This window comes from Micromonospora sp. NBC_00858 (genome assembly GCF_045207365.1).
GTDB lineage: Bacteria > Actinomycetota > Actinomycetes > Mycobacteriales > Micromonosporaceae > Micromonospora.
Genome location: NZ_CP108828.1, coordinates 3,617,913 through 3,636,438, shown reverse-complemented (window position 1 = coordinate 3,636,438; position 18,526 = coordinate 3,617,913). Strand labels below are relative to the sequence as shown.

Sequence of the window (18,526 nt, the reverse complement as noted above, 5' to 3'; positions counted from 1 at the left end):
CGGCCTCGTGATCTTGAAGTCTGAGGACCGGCCTGCGCGCGCCACGCCCGAGTTGATCAGAAGTGCATGGTCGGGTCAGTGAGCCGGGCGGCGGCGATGATCTGGCCTATGTGCGACAGCGCCTGGGGCGTATTGCCCAGGTGTTCACCGGTCACCAGGTCGATCTGCTCGGCGAAGATGCCGAGGTCGTTGGCTTTGGTGCTGGTGCGCTCGAACAGCTCCGTCGCTCGTTGGTTGTCGCCGGCGAGCACCAGGCACCCCACCAGCCAGAACGAGCACCACACGAAGCCGGCGGGTTCGTTCGCCGAGCGCCGGACGACGCCGTCGGTGGCGAGTTCCCGCTCGATGGCCTCGATCGTCGCCCGCATACGCCCATCGGTGGCCGGGAGGAAGTTCACCAGCGGCATCAACAGCACCGAGGCATCCAACTCGTCCGACCCGAACGCGCCCGTGAAGGCCCCAATACGCTCGTTCCAGCCCCGCTCCAGCACCGTCCGGTGGATCTCGTCACGGGCCGCGGCCCACCGCCGAGGGTCCGCCCCCTCCCCGAGCCGCGGCGCGAGCCGCACCGCCCGGTCCAGCGCCACCCAACACCCCACCTTCGACGACGTGTAGTGCCGCTGCTCCCCTCGGATCTCCCACATGCCGGCGTCGGGCCTGTGCCAGATGTCCACCGTCTGATGCGCGAGATCTATCAGCATCTGCCGCAGCTCCTCGTCGAACTGCCCCAACCGGTCTCGGAGCAGGTAGGCGGCCTCGAGAACCTCGCCGGGCACATCCAATTGTCGCTGCCGCCAGGCGTCGTTTCCGGTGCGTACCGGCCGGCTGCCCGCGTAACCGCCTAGATGATCGAGGACGTGTTCGGACAGGTCCCGTTCACTCCCGACGCCGTACATGATCGGCGCGGGCTCTATTCCGAGTCGGCCCGCGGAGCGGACCGCCCAGCCGAAGTGCCGCGATGTGTCCTCGGTGCAGGCGGCGACCCACAGCGCGTGCAGGGTGTACGAGAAGTCGCGCAGCCAGGCGAACCGGTAGTCGTAGTTGCGGTCGCCGCCGAGCTGCTCGGGCAGCGAGGTGGTCGCGGCGGCCACGACCGCACCGCTGGGCCGATAGGTCAGGCCCTGCAGGATCACGGAGCTGCGGCGGACAAGATCGGGATAGCGGCCGTCGTAGTGATGGCTGTCCTGCAAAACCTGCCACGCTTCGACGGTTTCAGCGATCGCCGCGACCGGATCCAACTCTGCAGCCGGCGGGCCACCGAACGACGGGGCGTACGCCAAGTCGAACCCGACCACTTGGCCGACAGAGACGTCGAAGTCAGCGTGGGCACGGCCGCGCTCGCAGGTCAGCGGTACGCCTGCCCGTAAGGTCAGGCTGACCGGTCCGGCGGCTGCCACAACTCGGTCCGGCTGGCTGTGCAGGAACGGCGTGAGCAGGCCGTATTCGGGGCGGGGCACGAAGTCGGTCGACATGCGCACCCGGCCGCTCAGCCCCTCGACCGTGCGCAACAGCACCGCGGGTGACGCGGAGCCCAGCTCGTGGCCGCGGGCACCCGGCTCGGTGGCGAGCGCCTCGGTGACCGCGACGCTGCCGCCGTCGGTCTGGTGCACGGTGCGCAGCACGAGGCTGTCGCCGATGTACGCCCGCTCGATGCGCCGGCCGTCCCGCTCGCCGCTCGGGCGCAGGACCCAGTGGCCGGCGTCGGAGTCGAGGATCCGGCCGAAGACCGACGGGCTGTCGAACCGCGCCGGGCACCACCAGTCCACCGAGCCGTCCCGGCTGACCAGCGCCGCCGAGCGACAGTCGGACAGAAAGCCGTAGTCGGCAATCGGCGGCCCCCCCACGCCGCCCTGAATACCCAGATCTTCGCCAGTCAGACCCGCCGTGCCCGTGACCGCTCGGCTGCTCCCCGGACAGGCCACGTTTGCCTATCGCTTACATCGGGATTACTGCAGGCGGCAGACGCAGAACAGAGACCGGCGACCGACCCACCGAGCATCATTCGAGCGAATGCGTCCGCAAGACCGGTGATGGGTTCGGCTGTCGGTATTGATCAACGAGTATTCGCAGGCAGCGTAGCCAGACCGACAATACGAGCCCCACAGGTTCAGATTCACCCGCCGCCGACAGTCCACTGGTGTCCAGGGGAACTCGTGTCTTGAGGGGAAGGGGGCGTAGGAGCGGCCCTGGGCGGTTTGGGGGGAAAGCACATCAGGCCACCGCGCCGGCCGGGAGCAAAGCCAAGCAGACCACCGCCCGGGGCGCGAGCGTCCCTATTGTCACGGTCCACTTCATGGCGCCCGGTCGGCGGCGCGCTCCAATCGTGAGGGTCGAGGGCTACTCGGCGCCCATGACGTGGAAGTCCTGGTCGACGAAGATGTGGTGCGGCCAGTTGACACCGATGTAATGCACCTCGTACTCGCCGCTGCTCAGCTGCACCACGCGGTCGACGACGCCTCCCGGGTAGGCGGCCAACGCGGCTTTCGTGGCGTTGTCCGCTGCCGTTCCGTCGACGACCGTTCCTGAACCCTCGGTGTAGTTTGCTGGGACCTGGCCGAGCTGCTTCGGCGTGCTGGGTGCGCCACGTTGGAAGGGGACCACATCTGCGGCGGAGGCCGTCGCAGATCCCTCGCCGGCAGCCGGTTGCACGACGACCTGGGTGGCCGTGATCGTGGTTCCGCTGGTCGTCCCGAGTACGAGCACAGGCTCACCCGTGGTGAGGGCACTCGCCGAGGATGAGGTCGTCCCCTTCTGGTACGTGGTGGAGGCTGTCTCGTTGACGGTCACCTTCTGACCCGCTGATGTCGCAATGGTGAAACCCGGCGTGGACACGCTGTCGACCGTGCCGATCGATCCCCCTTCGGCCGGTCCGGACCGGGCGTTGGATCCCGCGCCAGCGGGTTGGGGACCGCCAGCGGGGCCGCTGCCGGGGGCGCCTGACTCGGCGGTCGCCGTGGGGGAAGCGGCTGTCGCCGGGGAGGACGTAGCGGTAGACGTAGCGGTACAGGCGGAGAGTCCAATCACCGCAGACATCAGTGCGGCGCCCGCAATCCAGCCACCCTTCCTGCTCGGCAGCAACCGCCAGACCCTCGACCGGCCTGCCTGTCCTGCAGGAGGCGGCGCAGCGCCCCCGCCTGAACGTCCAGCGGCCGACGGTCCTGATGTGGCGGTCGTAACCGGGCCAGCGGAAAAGGTTTCGTGTGAGTGTGTCGACTTGTGCTCGTTCATCATCGCGCTCCTCTCACTCGGACAGCCAGGCAAGAGTCACTGCCGTTCCTGTGCGGCACCTATGGGCGGGCCCTGAACCTCCTGAACAGGCGATCCGACCCCGGCGAGGAGGTGATCCGGGCCGCGACGACGGCGGCGGCGACACGTCCGTCTCCGAGCCCAGAAGCGCGAGTGTCGCTGGCCCCGGCCCCGCCTCCGGGTCCGCTCGTTGTGCCGGCCGTCCGCTGGGCTCTCTCGGTCCGGTCGACGACGTGCAACCGTTTCTTGCGGATCACCCGGTCGAAGGCTGTGGTCGTCCGCCGGCGCTACCTTTGACGGCCCGGCGGCCGTCAAACTGCGCTCGGCCGGAAAGGATGACCGAATTTGCCCAGGCTTTCGGTTGAGCAACGTCCGCGGTCAGCAGGGGTTCGGTTGAGATCTGCTGCGCGCTACAACAACTCTAAGCCGCCTCCCAGCTTTCCCCATTACGTTGGGTAACCATCGAACACCGGGTGGTTCCCCCTCTGGGGCGGTGAAGGGTTGGAGCGAGTGCAACGACGATTACGACGCATTCTGATCGCTGTGCTGGCGGCACTGCTGGTGCTCGGCGGTGGTGCGACGATCGCCATCGGGGCGTACGGGCGTTCGCTCGACGGCAACCTGGCGCGCACCGACGCCTTCGCCGGGCTTCCCGAGAGCGCCCGCCCCGCCCAGGCGGTCACCGGCGCGATGAACGTGCTGCTGCTCGGCAGCGACTCCCGTGACCCGGACCGGACGGCGGATTCCCGCACCGACACGATCATGGTGCTGCACCTCGATGCCGACCACCAGAAGGCGGAGGTCATCTCGATCCCCCGGGACACCTGGGTCTTCGTACCGAAGTCGGCCGACGGGCGGCATGGCAACACGATGGCGAAGATCAATTCCGCGTACGCCTGGGGCGGCACCCCGCTGACCGTGCAGACCGTGGAGTCCTTCACCGGCGTGCACATCGACCACGTGGCGCTGGTCGACTTCGCCGGCTTCGCGCAGGTGGTCAACGCCCTGGGCGGGGTCGACCTGACGATCGAGAAGACCATCACCTCGATCCACGAGCCGCACCGGACGTTCCAGAAGGGCGTCCGGCATCTGGACGGCGCGGCGGCGCTGGACTACGTGCGCCAGCGCTACCAGTTCAGCGACGGCGACTTCAGCCGGGAACGGCACCAGCGGGAGTTCCTGCAGGCGCTGCTCGATCGGGCGGCCAGCGTCGGCACGCTCTCGAACCCGGTCAAGCTCAACTCGTTCCTCCAGGCCGTCACGAAGTCGGTGACCGTGGACGAGGACTTCAACCTGGTCAACGTGGCGCTGGAACTGCGGGACCTGCGCAGCGACGACCTGACCTTCCTGGGCAGCCCCAGCGCGGGCACCGGGGTGAAGAGCGGCCAGAGCGTCGTCCTGTCGGACACCGCCAAGGCCAAGGCGCTCTACCAGGCGGTCGTGGACGACACGGTGCAGGAGCACCTGGGGGCCGCCGCGCCATCCCGACGCCCACCGCCAGCCTGACCCCTGGCTCCCCCTTTCCATGGCGCCACTGCCGCCGTCGCCGTCGGCAGCCGGGAACCGAGGGCTCCGTTTTCGCGAGTCCCCCGGCAGACGCCCGGCGGGCCACAGAAAGGGCACCTCATCACGGCTTTGGAGGATCAGCCGGTCACCTGGGCAATAGCCCGACGACGGGAGCTTGATCAACCGACGGCCGGCGCTTCCGGTTTGAGCGGATGGAGTAGCTGAATGAACGTCCTGGACCCGCAGTGGCTCATTTCCACCTTCGGCCTCGTCGGCATCCTCGCGATCGTGTTCGCCGAATCGGGACTGTTGCTTGGGTTCTTCCTGCCCGGCGACTCGCTGCTGTTCACCACCGGGCTGCTGGTCGCCGGCAGCCGTTACCTGCCGTATCCGCTGTGGCTGGTGTGCCTCCTCGTCGTGGTGGCGGCCATCGCCGGTGACCAGGTCGGCTACCTGTTCGGACGCCGCGTCGGACCGCGGCTGTTTCGACGCCCGAACTCCCGACTGTTCCGCCAGGAGAACCTGCACCGGGCGCAGGGCTTCTTCGACCGGTATGGGGCCCGCTCCATCATGCTGGCCCGGTTCGTGCCGATCGTGCGCACCTTCACTCCGATCGTCGCTGGCGCGAGCCGGATGCACTACCGCAGGTTCGTCGCCTACAACATCATCGGCGGCAGCCTCTGGGGAGCCGGGGTCACCGTGCTCGGCGCCCTTCTCGGTCAGGTCACGTTCGTCCGCTCCCACATCGAATTCATCCTCATCGGCATCGTGCTCGTCTCGGTCGTACCCATCGCCATCGAACTACTGCGCGCCCGGCATCGCGCGCATGCCTCCGCACCCGGCGTGCGACCCGGGCCGGGCGGCCCCGGGCGCTGACCGGCCGCCGCTTCGCAGCGTCGATGACGCTGGTCGCGGTGCCGTGGATATCCGCGTTCCCCATGGTCATGATCCCCGCGCTGCTGGCTCCCTGTGCGGTCCGATTGACGAACCCGTGCGCCGGCTGACCGGCCGGCCTGGCGTGGGTTGCCGGCCGGGTAGTGAGCGGCTCCCGGAGCCCGCGTCGTCTGCTGGTCGTACGAGCGAGGCCGTCGGAGATTGCACCGCCCGCCCGCCCGCCCGCCTGCCTGGACGGCCGGACGGCCGAGTGCCGAGCCGGGCGAGCGATCGCCGCACACAGGCAACTCTCATCTGGTTCTCATCCTCGTGAGCTATGACGGCTACCAGGGCTTCTACGAGATGGCGGGGCTACTCGTGCGGATCTTGGTTGTGGATGACGATGCGGCGGTGCGTGATGCTCTGTCCCGTATGCTTCGATTCGACGGATATGAGGTTGGCCTGGCCGCAGATGGGGTGTCGGGCCTGCAGGAGGTACGTGACCGGGGACCGGACGCGGTGATCCTCGACGTCATGATGCCGCGCCGGGATGGTCTGGAGATGTGTCAGGCGCTGCGGGCCGACGGGAACCACGTACCGGTGTTGATGTTGACCGCTCGGGAGAGCGTCGGCGACCGGGTCGCCGGGCTCGACGCCGGAGCCGACGACTATCTGGTGAAACCGTTCGCGTCGCAGGAGTTGCTGGCTCGGATCCGCGCGCTGCTGCGCCGGTCGGCGGGCACCGACGCGAGCGCCGGCCGGGATGCGGGCCCACCGCTGCGGTATGGCGACCTGTGCCTGCACCCCCTCACCCGGGAGGTACGCCGGGGCGCTCGCGAGATCCAACTGACCCGTACCGAGTTCACGATCCTGGAGGTGTTCCTGCGGCACCCCCGTCAGGTGCTCACCCGCGCGGTGCTGTTCGAGCAGGTGTGGGGCTACGACTTCGGCGCCGCTTCCAACAGCCTGGACGTCTACATCGGCTATCTGCGACGGAAACTGGAGGCCGAGGGGGAGCCCCGGTTGCTGCAGACCGTGCGGGGCGTCGGCTACGCGCTGCGTACCGGGACGCAGTGAGTAGGCCGAGCCGGGGTCGGAGAGGCGGCCGCCGGGGCCGCCTGCGGTGGCGCCGGCTGTCTCTGCGGTCCCGCATTGCGGTGGCGTCCGCGACCGCGGTAGCGATCGCGGTGGTCGCGGTCTCCGCGGTCGTCTTCTTCGTGGTCGCCAGCCAGCTCCATCAGCAGCTGGACAGTCAGCTCGTGACGGACGCGCACGCGGTCGCCGAGCGGCCCGGACACCCGTGGAACGGCAGCGACGATCCGGACGGCGACCACGACGACGACATAGGTCCTCGGGCGCAGCTGCTCGACGACGGGGGCCGGCCGATCCTGGCGGCGGGCGGGCCCGCACCGCTGCCGGTCACCCCGGCGGCCCTGACCGTGGCGCACGGCACTCAGGGGAAGACCTTCGAGGAGATCCACATCGGTGGCCAGGAATACCGGATGCTCACCACCGCGGCCGAGCATGGCGGGACCGTGCAGGTCGCGATCAGTACGGCGGGGGTCGAGCACTCGCTCGCCCGGATCGGCTTGGCGCTCGTGCTGGTCAGCACCTGCGGGGTGGCGGCCGCCACCGCGCTCGGCTTCCTGGTGGCCAGGACCGGACTGGCGCCGGTACACCGGCTTACCGGGGCGGTGGAGCATGTCGCAGCGACCAACGACCTGAGCAGCCGGATCACCGTTGACGGCCGCGACGAGATCGCCCGGCTGGCGCAGGCCTTCAATGTCATGCTCGCCGCGTTGCAGTCCTCGCGGGCCGCGCAGCGGCTGCTGGTGGAGGACGCGGGTCACGAACTGCGGACCCCGCTGACCAGCCTGCGGGCCAACATCGAGCTACTCATCCGGGCAGACGGGCCGGCTGGGGCCGGCCGTACGCTGTCCGCGGAAGATCGTGCGGGGCTGCTGCGCGACTTGGACGCCCAGACGACCGACCTGACCCAGCTGGTGGGTGAGCTTGTGGAACTCGCCCGGGAAGACAGCGGTGCCGAGCCGGCGGAGCCGGTCGACCTGGCCGATCTGATCGGGTTATCGGTGCATCGGCTACGCCAGCGCTGGCCGCGGGTTGACTTCGCTACCGACCTGGCCGAGGTGACGGTCACCGGCCGGCCTGCGTCCCTGGAACGCATGGTCACCAACTTGCTCGACAACGCGGCCAAATGGAGCGCTGAGAGCGGACTGGTCCGGATCCGTCTGCGCCCGGTCACCGGTCTTCCGGGTACGGGCCAGCCCAGGACTCCGCCCTGGGCGGAGCTGACCGTTGCCGACTCCGGGCCCGGCATCGAGGAAGCGGACTTGCCCCGGATCTTCGAACGGTTCTACCGGGCCACCGCAGCCCGCGCCATGCCCGGTTCCGGGCTCGGTCTGGCGATCGTGGCCCAAGCTGTGGAGCTCCATGGCGGCACTGTGGCGGCGGGCCGGTCGGAGACCGGGGGCGCCCTGCTCACGGTACGTCTGCCGGCGTTCACAAGCTGACCACAGCGGCTCCTCATCGACTTCTTAGGTTCCGCCGTCAGGCTTGCAGCGTGATCGGTCGACACACGGCGGAACGGCTGCGGGAACCGGCCCGGTGGCGGGCGGACGCGGTAGGCGCCGGAGCAATCGCATCCCTGGTCGTGGTGCTCGCGCTGTGGCTGCACGGCACCGGACTGCAGGCACTGACCATGGGCGGCGTCGCGGCAACGTCGTCGCTGGGCCGATTGACCGGCCTGCTCGCCAGTGACCTGCTGCTGATCCAGGTCCTCCTGATGGCCCGGATGCCTTGGGTGGAGCGCGCCTTCGGCCAGGACCGGCTGACTCGGTGGCACCGGTACACCGGGTTCAGCTCGTTCTGGTTGATGCTGGGGCACATCGTGCTGATCGTCGTCGGTTACGCCGGAACCGGCCAGACCAACGTGGTGTCCGAGTCCTGGCAGTTGACCACCACCTACCCTGGGATGCTGCTCGCGGTCGCCGGCACCGTTCTGTTGATCGCGGTGGTGGGCCTGTCCATCCGGGCGGCGCGGCGCAGGCTGCGCTACGAGTCCTGGCATCTCCTGCACCTTTACGCCTACCTGGGCGTCGGCCTGGCCCTGCCGCACCAACTCTGGACCGGGGCCGAATTCATCGGCTCGCCGGCCACCCGGGTCTACTGGTGGACCAGCTACCTGCTCTGTGCGGGCAGCGTGCTGGTGTTCCGCCTGGGCCTGCCGCTATGGCGCAGCCAGCGGCACCGGTTGCGGGTGCGGCAGGTCACCTGGGAGTCGCCCGGGGTCTTCTCGGTCCACATTTCCGGTCGCGACCTGCACCGGCTGCCGATCCGCGCAGGGCAGTTCCTCAACTGGCGTTTCCTCACCGGTAGGGGCTGGAGCCGGGCACACCCGTACTCGCTGTCCGCCCCAGCTGGGGGAGACCTGCTCCGGATCACCGTACGGGCCAACGGCGACGACGCGGACCGCATCACCCGCGCCCGCCCCGGGACCCGTGTCCTCATCGAGGGCCCATACGGGCGCCTCACCAGCGCCGTACGCAGCCGGCCGCAGATCCTGCTGCTCGCCGCCGGAATCGGGATCACCCCGCTCCGCGCGCTGCTGGAGGATCTGCCGTACCAGCCCGGTGAGGCCGCCCTGGTGTACCGCGCCACCCGCGCGGACGACTTCGCCCTCCGCGCTGAGCTGGACGCCGTTGCCCGCCGCCGGGGCGCGTCGATCCATTACCTCGCCGGTCCGGCGCTGGCCCGCGGGTCGTGGCTGCCCGCCGGGCTGGCGCACCTGTCCGACCAGGAGGCATTGCTCCGAATAGCGCCCGACGTGCGGGAGCGCGACGTCTACCTGTGCGGCCCGCCGCAGTGGATGGCCGCCGTACGGGCCGCATTGCGGGCGGCCCGCGTGCCTGCCAAGCAGATCCATTGCGAAGCATTCGCCTGGTGAGCCGGACGCCCGCCAGGTCAGATGCCGTGGGCCTCAAGGAAGGCGGGCCTGCGCCGAGGCAGACATTCATCCGGTGATGTTCGCCGGGGAGACGAGGAGAAAGTGGCATGAGGCGAATCACGCTCGCCCTGGTCAGCACCGTCGCCGTACTGGTGCTGCTCTTCAGCTACCGGACCAGCACGTCCGGCATCCCCAACGGATCAGGTACCGCCCCACCTGGCATCGTCGGCCCGGCCGTACCGGCCGAGGCGCCGCCGACCGGTTCGAGTGGCACCGCGTCACCGGGCGGTGCCGCCCAAGGCGGTGCGGCCCCGGCTCGGCCCACCGACACGGTGACGGTCAATGGAAGCGTGGTCGACAACGGGTACGGCCCGGTCCAGGTGCGGCTGCAGGTCACGGCGGGCCGGATCACCGACGTGACGACGCTGGCGTTGCCCGAGGACGGCCATTCGCGGCGGATCAACTCCTACGCGGTGCCGCAACTGCGCCAGGAGGTACTCAGCGCGCAGGACGTGCAGGTGGACACCGTCAGCGGCGCCACCGCCACCACCGACGCCTACCTCCAGTCGATCCAGGCCGCGTTGGATGCGGCGCACCTGGGCGGTGGATCGTGACGACGTCTGGCCTGGAAGCCGCCGCTCGGCGGGCGTGGGTCGAGCAAATCATGGGCATGCCGATCTCGGTCCACGTACGAGCCGGGGCGGAAACACCCGGCATTGCCGCCGCAGTGGGCGCAGCCTTCGACGATTTGCGTGCGGTCGACCGGATGTTCAGCACGTACCGGCCGGACAGCCAGATCAGCGAACTGAACCGTGGTCTGCGGCGCCTCGCGGACTGCGACCAGCCCGTGCGCGAGGTGCTGGAACTGTGTGAGGAGGCCCGCTGGCGCACCGACGGCTACTTCGACGCGATGCTGCCCGGCGTCGACGGGCGGATTCGATTCGACCCGTCCGGCCTGGTCAAGGGCTGGGCGGTGGAGCGGGCCGGCTGGTTGCTCGCCGAGCGGGCGGTGGCCGACTTCAGCCTCAACGCTGGTGGGGACATCATCCTGCGGACCGGGCCGGGCCAGCCGGAGTGGCGGGTCGGAGTGGAGGACCCCGCCGACCCGCGCCGGCTGCTGGCCGTGCTGCCGGTACGCCGCGGCGCCGTCGCCACATCCGGTACCGGTCGCCGGGGCGCCCACATCCTCGACCCGCACACCGGCCGGCCGGTCAACGCCCTGGCCTCGGTGACCGTGATCGGTCCCTCCTTGACCTGGGCGGACGTCTACGCCACGGCTGCGATCGCCGGAGGTTCCCGCAGCCTGTCGTGGCTGCGGAGGCAGACGGGTTACCGGGCAATGGCAGTCGATGACACCGGCGAAACCGGGTCATCGACGTTAGTCCACCTTTGAAGGCAGTCGATGGGTGCGCCGGCGTCCTGAGAAGGTGGAGTTCACGACTAAACCTCGCCGGGCGCTGGCGATGCTGAAGGGGCGATTACCCCGGGGCCTTGGCCTGGATCACCGGCGACCGGGCGTAGCTGATGCCGGTCGGTGCGCACCATGTCGGCCAAGGCGTGCGCGTCACCGGCGTCGCTCTTGGCCCCCGAGACGGCGTGCCGTTCCCGATACCGGGCCACCTGCAGCGGGTTGATCGCATACACCTGGTAGCCGGCAGCGATCACGCCCTGCACCCACGGACCCCGGTCAGTCTCGATACCGACCACCACCTGCGCGGCTCATCGTTAGCGCCGACATGCTCGCCGATCAGCGCGTGCAGCCGAGCGATCCCCGCGATCCCTTCCTCAAGTTTCGCCTTGCCCAGCCGCCGGCCTGGCTGATGCCGTCGGGGAGTTGGCGGGTTCCGGCGGAAGTTCTACGACTTGCTTGACCGCTCGGGCTGACGCCTTGTTCGACCGCGCAGCAGTCCCTGCACCGCGGCGACCGCGTCCTTGGCGGCGGCAACGTTGGCGAGTGCGTGCCGCGCCTGGGTGAGCAGTGCCTGTCCTTCGTTGGTCAGCTCGACGTTGCGCGTGTTGCGCACGAACAGGCTCTCGCCGGGCTCGCGCTCAAGGGAGCGGATCGACGCGGAACGGCCCGGACCGCGCTACGTGCATCCGCGCGGCGGCCCGCGTGAAGTGACGCTCCTCGGCGACCGCCACGAAGTACTCGAGCTGGCGTAGCTCCACGATTAATCACCAACGATGATTGCTCGGATCGGACTCTTCTGTTGGACAGCTTAACCGCGGTAGCGGAGGGTGGCATCAGTGACTTTCGCCGCGACGCCACCCGACGCCGCGGCCCGAACCCGAGGGACCACCATGACCCCCCTAGTCCCCTTCCTGATCAACGCCGGCTTAGCCGACCTGGCCCGCTCCGCGCTGCCCGACGCGCCGGTACGCCCCGACCCACCCGGGCGCCACTGGCGTCTACCGCGGCGGCGCGAGAGCGACCTGCATCGCCACGACCTTGACGGCAAGCCAGAACAGGAGGCTGCGAGCCCATCGCTCTCAGGTGACCGGTCCAACGCTGTGGTCGCCCGTCGGCGCCACCGTTGGCTGCCCGTCGGCCGTCAACTTGGGTCAGGCCGGAGAGGCTGACCGAATTTGCCCAGGATTTCCGTTGAGCAATGTCCGCGGTCAGCAGGGGTTCGGTTGTGATCTGCTGCGCGCCAGAACAACTCTAAGCCGCCTCCCAGCTTTCCCCATTACTTTGGGTGACCAGCTGATGGCCGGGGTGATCTCCCTGGTAGGGCGGGAAGGGCTGGAGCGGGTGCAAAGACGATCTCGACGGATTCTGATCGGCGTACTGGCGGCGCTGCTGACGCTCGGCGGCGGAGGCGGCGTCGCCGTCGGCGTCTACGGTCGTTCGCTCGACGGCAACCTCGCCCGCACCGACGCCTTCGCGGGTCTTCCGCAGGAGTCGCGCCCGACCCGGGCGGTCACCGGCGCCATGAACGTGCTCCTGCTCGGCAGCGACTCCCGTGACCCGGACAAGACGGCGGACTCCCGTACCGACGCGATCATGCTCCTACACCTCGATGCCGACCATCAGAAGGCGGAGATCGTCTCGATTCCCCGGGACACCTGGGTCTTCGTCCCGCGCTCGCCGGACGGGCGGCACGGCGACACCATGGCGAAGATCAACGCTGCGTACGCCTGGGGCGGGACCCCGCTGACCGTGCAGACCGTCGAGTCCTTCACCGGCGTGCACATCGACCACGTGGCCCTGATCGACTTCGCCGGGTTCGCGCAGGTGGTCGACGCCCTGGGCGGGGTCGACATGGCCATCGAGAAGACCATCACGTCGATCCACGCTCCGCACCGGACCTTCACGAAGGGCAGGCAGCACCTGGACGGCGTCGCGGCGCTGGACTACATACGCCAGCGGTACCAGTTCAGTGACGGCGACTTCAGCCGCGAACGACACCAGCGCGAGTTTCTTGAGGCCCTGCTCGACCGGGCGGCTGGCCTCGGCACCCTGTCGAACCCGGTGAAGCTCAACTCCTTCCTCCAGGCCGTGACGAAGTCGATGACGGTAGACCAGGACTTCAACCTGGTGGACGTCGCGATGGAGCTGCGGGACCTGCGCAGCGACAACCTCACCTTCCTGGGCAGCCCGAGCGCGGGCACCGGCATGAAGAGCGGTCAGAGCGTGGTGCTGGCGGACACCGCGAAGGCTAAGGAGCTTTACCAGGCGATCGCCCACGACACCGTCCAGGAGTACCTAGGCACTGCGGCGCCATCCCCGACACCCACCGCCAACCTCAGCCCCTAGCTCCCCGTTCTCTCGGGCGCCAGCTGCCGCCGTCGCCGTCGGCAGCTGGAATCCGACCGCTCCTTGGTCGCTGGTCGCGGCAGACGCGCCGCAGGCCACGGAAGGGGCACCTCATCACGGCTTCGGAGGATCAGCATGACAGTCGTTAGGGCAGGCAAACGGTGGCAACGGGTATGCGCGGCTCTATTGGTATTGGGCGCCGTCGCCGGGTGTGGTGGCGCCGGCGACCGAGCTCACTCTCCAACGGCCACCGCCACCAATATGGCGGCCAGCATCCGGTCCGGAACGCCGGATCTGGACGCCGGCGAAGAGATCGCGCAGGGCTTCGACGTCCCGTGGGGCCTGGCGTTCCTGCCAAACGGCGACGCCTTGATCGCCGAACGGAACACCGGCTTGGTGCTGCAGCTGACCCCCGGCGGCGGCGCGCCCCGGCAGGTCTACCAGGTGCCCGGTGTGGTGGCAGGCGGTGAGGGCGGCCTACTGGGCCTTGCCGTGTCGCCCCACTTCGCCGAGGACAACCTGATCTACGCCTACTACACAGCCGAGCAGGACAATCGGATCGTCCGCTTCCACCTCGACGGCGGAGAGCCTGAGGTGATCTTCGGCGGTATCGCCAAGGGCGGGAACCATAACGGCGGACGCATCGCGTTCGGCCCCGACGGCATGCTGTACGTCGGCACCGGAGACGCCGGCGACACAGGCCGGTCGCAGGATCCGGCGAGCCCGAACGGCAAGATCCTGCGCCTGACACCCGACGGCACGCCGGCGCCGGGAAACCCGACCGCCGGATCGCCGGTGTACAGCCTCGGGCACCGCAACGTGCAAGGTCTCGCCTGGGACTCCGACGGCCGGTTGTTCGCGGCCGAGTTGGGGCAGAACGAGCTTGACGAGGTCAACCGCATCGAGCCGGGACACAACTACGGCTGGCCCCAGGTGGAAGGCGACGGCGACAGCGACGGGGGGCGGTACACGAACCCGGTCGTCACCTGGCCAGTCAGCGACGCCTCGCCGTCGGGCATCGCGATCGCCGGAGACACGGCCTACGTGGCCGCACTGCGAGGCCAGCGGCTGTGGGCCATTCCCCTCAACGGCGACACGGCCGGTGATCCCTCCGCACAGCTGGTAGGACGCTACGGCCGCCTGCGGACAGTGCAGATCGCCCCGGACGGCGCGCTCTGGGTGACCACGTCCAACACCGACGGCCACAGCGACGTACGCGATGGCGACGACCGCATCCTGCGCTTTCCCGCACGCTAGCCCAGACCGACGAGGGACGCCTGACCGGCAGACCCAGAGGGGCTACCGCCAGCGCAGAACCTAGGCAGACGCATATTGATGGAGGCGAAGGTCGGCGCGGACCAGCGATAGGAGCCAGACGCGCCGGCGGAAGCTCGACCGGCGGAGCCTGACTCGACGGGCGTTGTCGGGGTGGAGCAGCTCGGTTGCTTCAGCGTCGGTCCAAACGCCCGGGTTGTCGGTGGCGAGGACGGGAAGGTCGCCGCAGTCGGATATGGGCGTGGCGGCCGTGGGCTCGGGTAGACGATGTTTGATCTGTGCTGACATGCCCACTTTGCTCCAGCGACGTCGAGCCACGTGGGCCTGCCGTGATCCGGTTCCGGCGGGATAACGCATGGAGCTACATGTGGCAGCCGTTCGTGGTGGATCTCCGTACAAGCCGGCGTGATGTGCTGCGCGACGGAGAGCACCATGCTCGCGTACAGCGGTTCCGGCGGCGAAGCGAGCCGAGAAGGCGCCGTCCCGACCTAACGTCCTCCCTCCGATGCGGTCCGGCTCGTTACCGGGGGAGGCTGGCTGATCATCGCCATCATGTGCGCGGTCCACGGGACAACCAGTCGCCCGTCGACCTCGCCCCGCACATAACGAAGAAAGTTCGGCGTGTTCATGTGTCTGGCGAGCGCATCCTGGTCAGTCCAGTTCTCGTAGAAGAACATCACCCGCGGGTCCTCCCGGGTCTGGTACAGGTCATAGTCGAGACAACCCGGTTCAGCCCGGGTCGGCTCCACCATCGCCAGGTGGGCCTGGCGTACCACGTCGACCGCACCCGGACTGATGGTGAAGAACGGGACGAGGGTCACTTGGGCGCTGGAGTTCGCGGTCGCCCGCGGACTGTCCGGTCTGGTGTCCGGGCTGGAAAGTAGCCGCGCGGAGCGCACCATGGGCGGAGCCACCAGCTCTGGCACAGTCTGCTCGCGCAGCAGAGTCCGTACGTGCGCGCTCGCCATGTGCTGATCGAGGGCAGACTGGTCCGCCCAGTTGGCCAGAAGGTAAAACGCCGCTGGATTGTTCTTCAGCCGATGCAGGTCGTAGCTGAGGTTCCCTGGATCGGCGCGCGAGGGCCCGACCAGGTGCAGTAGAGCGTCACACACGTCGGCTTCCCGGCCGGGCTTCGCGATGAACTGGGCGAGTACGGCGACCCGGTCGGGTGCCGGCGAGGGTGACGTCTCGTCCGGTCCGGCGGTTACGCTCGCATCCATCTGATCTCCTTGCCGGTGCTGTACTGCTGGCAGACTTCGCGTCGGGCCCGCGGCTTGTTCCCATTAGCCGAACGGGCAAACGACCGTTGGTCCCTGACTCAGGCTTCGGGGTCGGAACAGCGAAGACGCTGATAGCCGATGCTCGCCCGGCTCACGGTCTGCTCCACGTCCTGTCATCGGCCCACTCCCGGTGGTGTTGACCTGCGTCGCGAGTGCGGCGAGGTTTCGGGCGGCGTTGACGGCTCGGTCGAGGGTCAGTGCGCAGGTGGTGAAGGTGTAGGTCCGCTCGGACAGGGTCAGCTTGGCTTTCATTCCGCCACAGCCTGAGCAGGTTCCGCCGCGGGTGGCCCCTGCGGCTGTCGACCACCGACCACCGCCATTCCCGGCAATGCGGGCATTCCTGCCGCTAGCCGTGCCCAGGCTGTACCTGGTTGGTCGTCCACCGGCACGCGACGCTGGACCCGTGGCGGGCTGACACAGCACACAGCTCCCCGTCGCCCGTGCGCTATCCGGCGCATGGGTTTCGCGCAAAGACCCCGACACGGGAGGAATTGGCATGTCCGAAACGAAAACCATCGCGGTGGTGGGCGCCACCGGCGCGCAGGGCGGTGGCCTGGCCAACGCCATCCTGGCGGATCCACGCGGTGAGTTCACGCTCCGGGCGCTGACCCGCCGGCCGGACTCCGATGCCGCCCGTGAGTTGGCCTCCCGTGGCGCGCAGGTGGTCGAGGCTGACCTCGACGACGAGTCGAGCCTGCGGCGCGCGTTCGTCGGCGCGTACGGCGCCTATGTGGTGACGAACTACTGGGAAGGCATGTCGGCGCAGACCGAGTTGGGCCACGCACGCAACGCGGCCCGGGCGGCGAAGCAGGCCGACCTGCGGCACGTGATCTGGTCAACGCTGGAGGACACCCGCGAACGACTCCCGGTCACCGATCCCCGGGTACCGGTGCTCGACGGCTCCTACACCGTGCCGCACTTCGACGCGAAGGCGGAGGCGGACCGGTTCTTCCTCGACCTCGGTGTGCCGACGACGTTCCTGCGCACCACCTTCTATTGGGAGGCGTTTCTGCAAGGGTTCGGGCCGCTCCGCGACGAGTCCGGACAGCTGGTGCTCACGCTGCCGATGGGTAACAGCGCGTTGGCCGGGATCGCCGCCGAGGACATTGGCCGCACCGCGCTCGGCATCTTCGCCGCCGGCGAGGACTACCTCGGTGCGACGGTCAGCATCGCCGGCGAGCACCTGACCGGCGCGCAGATCGCGGCCGTGTTCGCCGACGTACTGGGCGAGCCGGTGGCCTACCGGCCGCTGACCCACGACCAGTTCCGAGCTCTCGGCATCCCCGCCGCGGCGGAGATCGGAAACATGTTCCAGTACTACACCGAGGCCGCCGGCACCTTCACCGGCGCCCGCGACCTGACCGTGGTGCGCGCGCTGCACCCCGGACTGCGCACATTCCACCAGTGGCTGCTCGAACACAAGGACGCCGTCAGCGTCGACTAGCCAGCGGACCCCGTCCACCGCAGGCCGTCCGCTATGGACGGCTCGCGGTGGACTCGCGAAGCTCAGACCATCACGTTCCAAGGAGTCACTGTGGCACCAACCAATACCGACCGGTCCGGTACGAGCCGGCGGTCGTTGCTCGCCCGCGGCGCGGCGCTCGCGGCGGCGCCGTCGATCGGCGCCATCATGGCCGCGGTGGCGGGACCGTCGCCGGCCGAGGCCGACTCGGCCCTGCAGGACTACGCGCCCGTACCCCCGTCGGCGCTCGGACCCGCCCTCAACAGTCAGGGTTACTACGTCGGACGGGTGGAGCGGAACCTGTACTGGGTCACCGATGGCACCTACCAGTCCGCGTTCCTGACCACCCGCGACGGCGTCGTGCTGTTCGACGCGCCGCCGACCATCGGCCACAACCTCCGGCGGGCCGTGGACGAGATCGCTGCCGCCAACGGCGTCAGCAACAGGGTGACGCACCTGGTGTACTCCCACCACCATGCCGACCATATCGGCGCGTCGGCGTTGTTCGGCAAGCATGTCGTGCGCGTCGGCCACGCGGAGACTCGCAGGCTGCTGCTGCAGTACAACGACCCGACCCGACCCGCCCCCGATGTCACCTTCCAGGACCGTCGCACCCTGCGCGTCGGCGGGGAACGCGTCGAGTTGGCCTGGCGCGGCTCTAACCACGCGCCAGACAACATCTACATCCACCTGCCGGAGCACGACACCCTCATGCTCGTCGACATCGCGTTGCCCGGTTGGGTACCCATCTACAACCTCAACCTCAGCGCCGACATACCCGGATTCATCTCCGCCCCCACCACCGCCCTTTCCTACCCCTGGAAGCACTACATCGGCGGCCACCTGGGCCGGCTCGGCACTCGCGCCGACATCGGCCTGCACCAGCAGTACGTGACCGACATCGTCGACAACGTGAAGACCGCGCTCGCCACGGTCGATCCGACGCCATACTTCGTGAAGTACGGCCCGAACCCGTGGGCCGCGGTGAAGACCTACCTGGACGCGGTCACCGACCAAGCCGCCGCCCCCGTCATCGCGAAATACACCGGGGTGCTGGCTGCGGCCGACGTTTTCACCACGAGCAGCACCCTGACCATCCTCGAATCCGTCCGTCTCGACCTCGGCTTCGGATCCCAGATCCATCCCTGAACGATGCCCGCCGC

At 69.0% G+C, this 18,526-nt stretch carries 17 protein-coding genes and 1 pseudogene; 11 read left to right on the top strand and 7 right to left on the bottom strand.

All coding sequences use genetic code 11. The annotated features are described in order from the left end of the window. Positions 1 to 56: 56 nt before the first annotated feature. Both OG990_RS16995 and OG990_RS16990 read right to left on the bottom strand, forming a co-directional pair. Positions 57 to 1,844, bottom strand: a complete 1,788-nt coding sequence (locus OG990_RS16995) for a glycoside hydrolase family 15 protein (protein ID WP_406081448.1) — start codon at positions 1,842 to 1,844, stop codon at positions 57 to 59. A gap of 493 nt (positions 1,845 to 2,337) precedes the next feature. Further along, on the bottom strand, positions 2,338 to 2,832 hold the full coding sequence (locus tag OG990_RS16990) for a hypothetical protein (RefSeq protein ID WP_328414431.1): 495 nt from the start codon (positions 2,830 to 2,832) through the stop codon (positions 2,338 to 2,340). A 957-nt stretch (positions 2,833 to 3,789) separates the two neighbouring features. Here OG990_RS16990 and OG990_RS16985 point away from each other — a divergent pair. The 7 genes from OG990_RS16985 to OG990_RS16955 all read left to right on the top strand — a co-directional run bounded on the left by OG990_RS16985 (position 3,790) and on the right by OG990_RS16955 (position 10,982). Continuing rightward, positions 3,790 to 4,752: an LCP family protein gene (locus tag OG990_RS16985; protein ID WP_406081446.1), complete on the top strand. Its 963-nt coding sequence runs from the start codon at positions 3,790 to 3,792 to the stop codon at positions 4,750 to 4,752. A 225-nt stretch (positions 4,753 to 4,977) separates the two neighbouring features. Further along, positions 4,978 to 5,628, top strand: coding sequence for a DedA family protein (locus OG990_RS16980; protein WP_406081445.1), 651 nt, complete (start codon positions 4,978 to 4,980; stop codon positions 5,626 to 5,628). A 375-nt stretch (positions 5,629 to 6,003) separates the two neighbouring features. Further along, positions 6,004 to 6,702: a response regulator transcription factor gene (locus tag OG990_RS16975; protein ID WP_328426488.1), complete on the top strand. Its 699-nt coding sequence runs from the start codon at positions 6,004 to 6,006 to the stop codon at positions 6,700 to 6,702. Positions 6,703 to 6,782: 80 nt separating this feature from the next. Next, positions 6,783 to 8,156 carry an ATP-binding protein gene (locus tag OG990_RS16970; RefSeq protein WP_328414437.1) on the top strand — a complete coding sequence of 458 codons (1,374 nt, stop codon included), beginning with the start codon at positions 6,783 to 6,785 and terminating at the stop codon, positions 8,154 to 8,156. Between the two features lie 50 nt (positions 8,157 to 8,206). After that, entirely contained in the window at positions 8,207 to 9,589 is a 1,383-nt protein-coding gene (locus OG990_RS16965; protein ID WP_406081443.1) for a ferric reductase-like transmembrane domain-containing protein, read from the top strand. 107 nt (positions 9,590 to 9,696) lie between these two features. Then, positions 9,697 to 10,203: an FMN-binding protein gene (locus OG990_RS16960; RefSeq protein ID WP_328414441.1), complete on the top strand. Its 507-nt coding sequence runs from the start codon at positions 9,697 to 9,699 to the stop codon at positions 10,201 to 10,203. Continuing rightward, positions 10,200 to 10,982 carry an FAD:protein FMN transferase gene (locus OG990_RS16955; protein WP_406081442.1) on the top strand — a complete coding sequence of 261 codons (783 nt, stop codon included), beginning with the start codon at positions 10,200 to 10,202 and terminating at the stop codon, positions 10,980 to 10,982. Before OG990_RS16960 ends, OG990_RS16955 begins: the two co-directional genes overlap by 4 nt. Positions 10,983 to 11,089: 107 nt before the next feature. Here the strand turns inward: OG990_RS16955 and OG990_RS16950 are convergent. The 3 genes and pseudogenes from OG990_RS16950 to OG990_RS16940 all read right to left on the bottom strand — a co-directional run. Beyond that, positions 11,090 to 11,409 (bottom strand): annotated as a pseudogene (locus OG990_RS16950) (transposase); the annotation flags it as partial. 36 nt (positions 11,410 to 11,445) lie between these two features. Next, positions 11,446 to 11,613 carry a hypothetical protein gene (locus tag OG990_RS16945; RefSeq protein ID WP_406081440.1) on the bottom strand — a complete coding sequence of 56 codons (168 nt, stop codon included), beginning with the start codon at positions 11,611 to 11,613 and terminating at the stop codon, positions 11,446 to 11,448. A gap of 25 nt (positions 11,614 to 11,638) precedes the next feature. After that, positions 11,639 to 11,731: a LysR family transcriptional regulator gene (locus tag OG990_RS16940; protein WP_406081785.1), complete on the bottom strand. Its 93-nt coding sequence runs from the start codon at positions 11,729 to 11,731 to the stop codon at positions 11,639 to 11,641. Between the two features lie 565 nt (positions 11,732 to 12,296). Between OG990_RS16940 and OG990_RS16935 the strand changes: the two genes are divergently transcribed. Continuing rightward, positions 12,297 to 13,346 carry an LCP family protein gene (locus OG990_RS16935; protein ID WP_406081439.1) on the top strand — a complete coding sequence of 350 codons (1,050 nt, stop codon included), beginning with the start codon at positions 12,297 to 12,299 and terminating at the stop codon, positions 13,344 to 13,346. Positions 13,347 to 13,481: 135 nt separating this feature from the next. Beyond that, a complete protein-coding gene (locus OG990_RS16930) occupies positions 13,482 to 14,603 on the top strand; it encodes a PQQ-dependent sugar dehydrogenase (protein ID WP_406081438.1) in 1,122 nt (373 codons plus the stop codon). Positions 14,604 to 15,109: 506 nt separating this feature from the next. Here the strand turns inward: OG990_RS16930 and OG990_RS16925 are convergent. Both OG990_RS16925 and OG990_RS16920 read right to left on the bottom strand, forming a co-directional pair. Further along, positions 15,110 to 15,841: a putative quinol monooxygenase gene (locus OG990_RS16925; protein WP_406081437.1), complete on the bottom strand. Its 732-nt coding sequence runs from the start codon at positions 15,839 to 15,841 to the stop codon at positions 15,110 to 15,112. A gap of 63 nt (positions 15,842 to 15,904) precedes the next feature. Then, complete coding sequence (locus OG990_RS16920) at positions 15,905 to 16,399, bottom strand: zinc ribbon domain-containing protein (RefSeq protein WP_406081435.1); 495 nt, start codon at positions 16,397 to 16,399, stop codon at positions 15,905 to 15,907. Here OG990_RS16920 and OG990_RS16915 point away from each other — a divergent pair. Both OG990_RS16915 and OG990_RS16910 read left to right on the top strand, forming a co-directional pair. Next, a complete protein-coding gene (locus tag OG990_RS16915) occupies positions 16,398 to 17,345 on the top strand; it encodes an NmrA/HSCARG family protein (protein ID WP_406081434.1) in 948 nt (315 codons plus the stop codon). The genes OG990_RS16920 and OG990_RS16915 overlap by 2 nt on opposite strands. Positions 17,346 to 17,435: 90 nt before the next feature. Next, complete coding sequence (locus OG990_RS16910) at positions 17,436 to 18,512, top strand: MBL fold metallo-hydrolase (RefSeq protein WP_406081432.1); 1,077 nt, start codon at positions 17,436 to 17,438, stop codon at positions 18,510 to 18,512. The last annotated feature ends 14 nt before the right edge of the window (positions 18,513 to 18,526 follow it).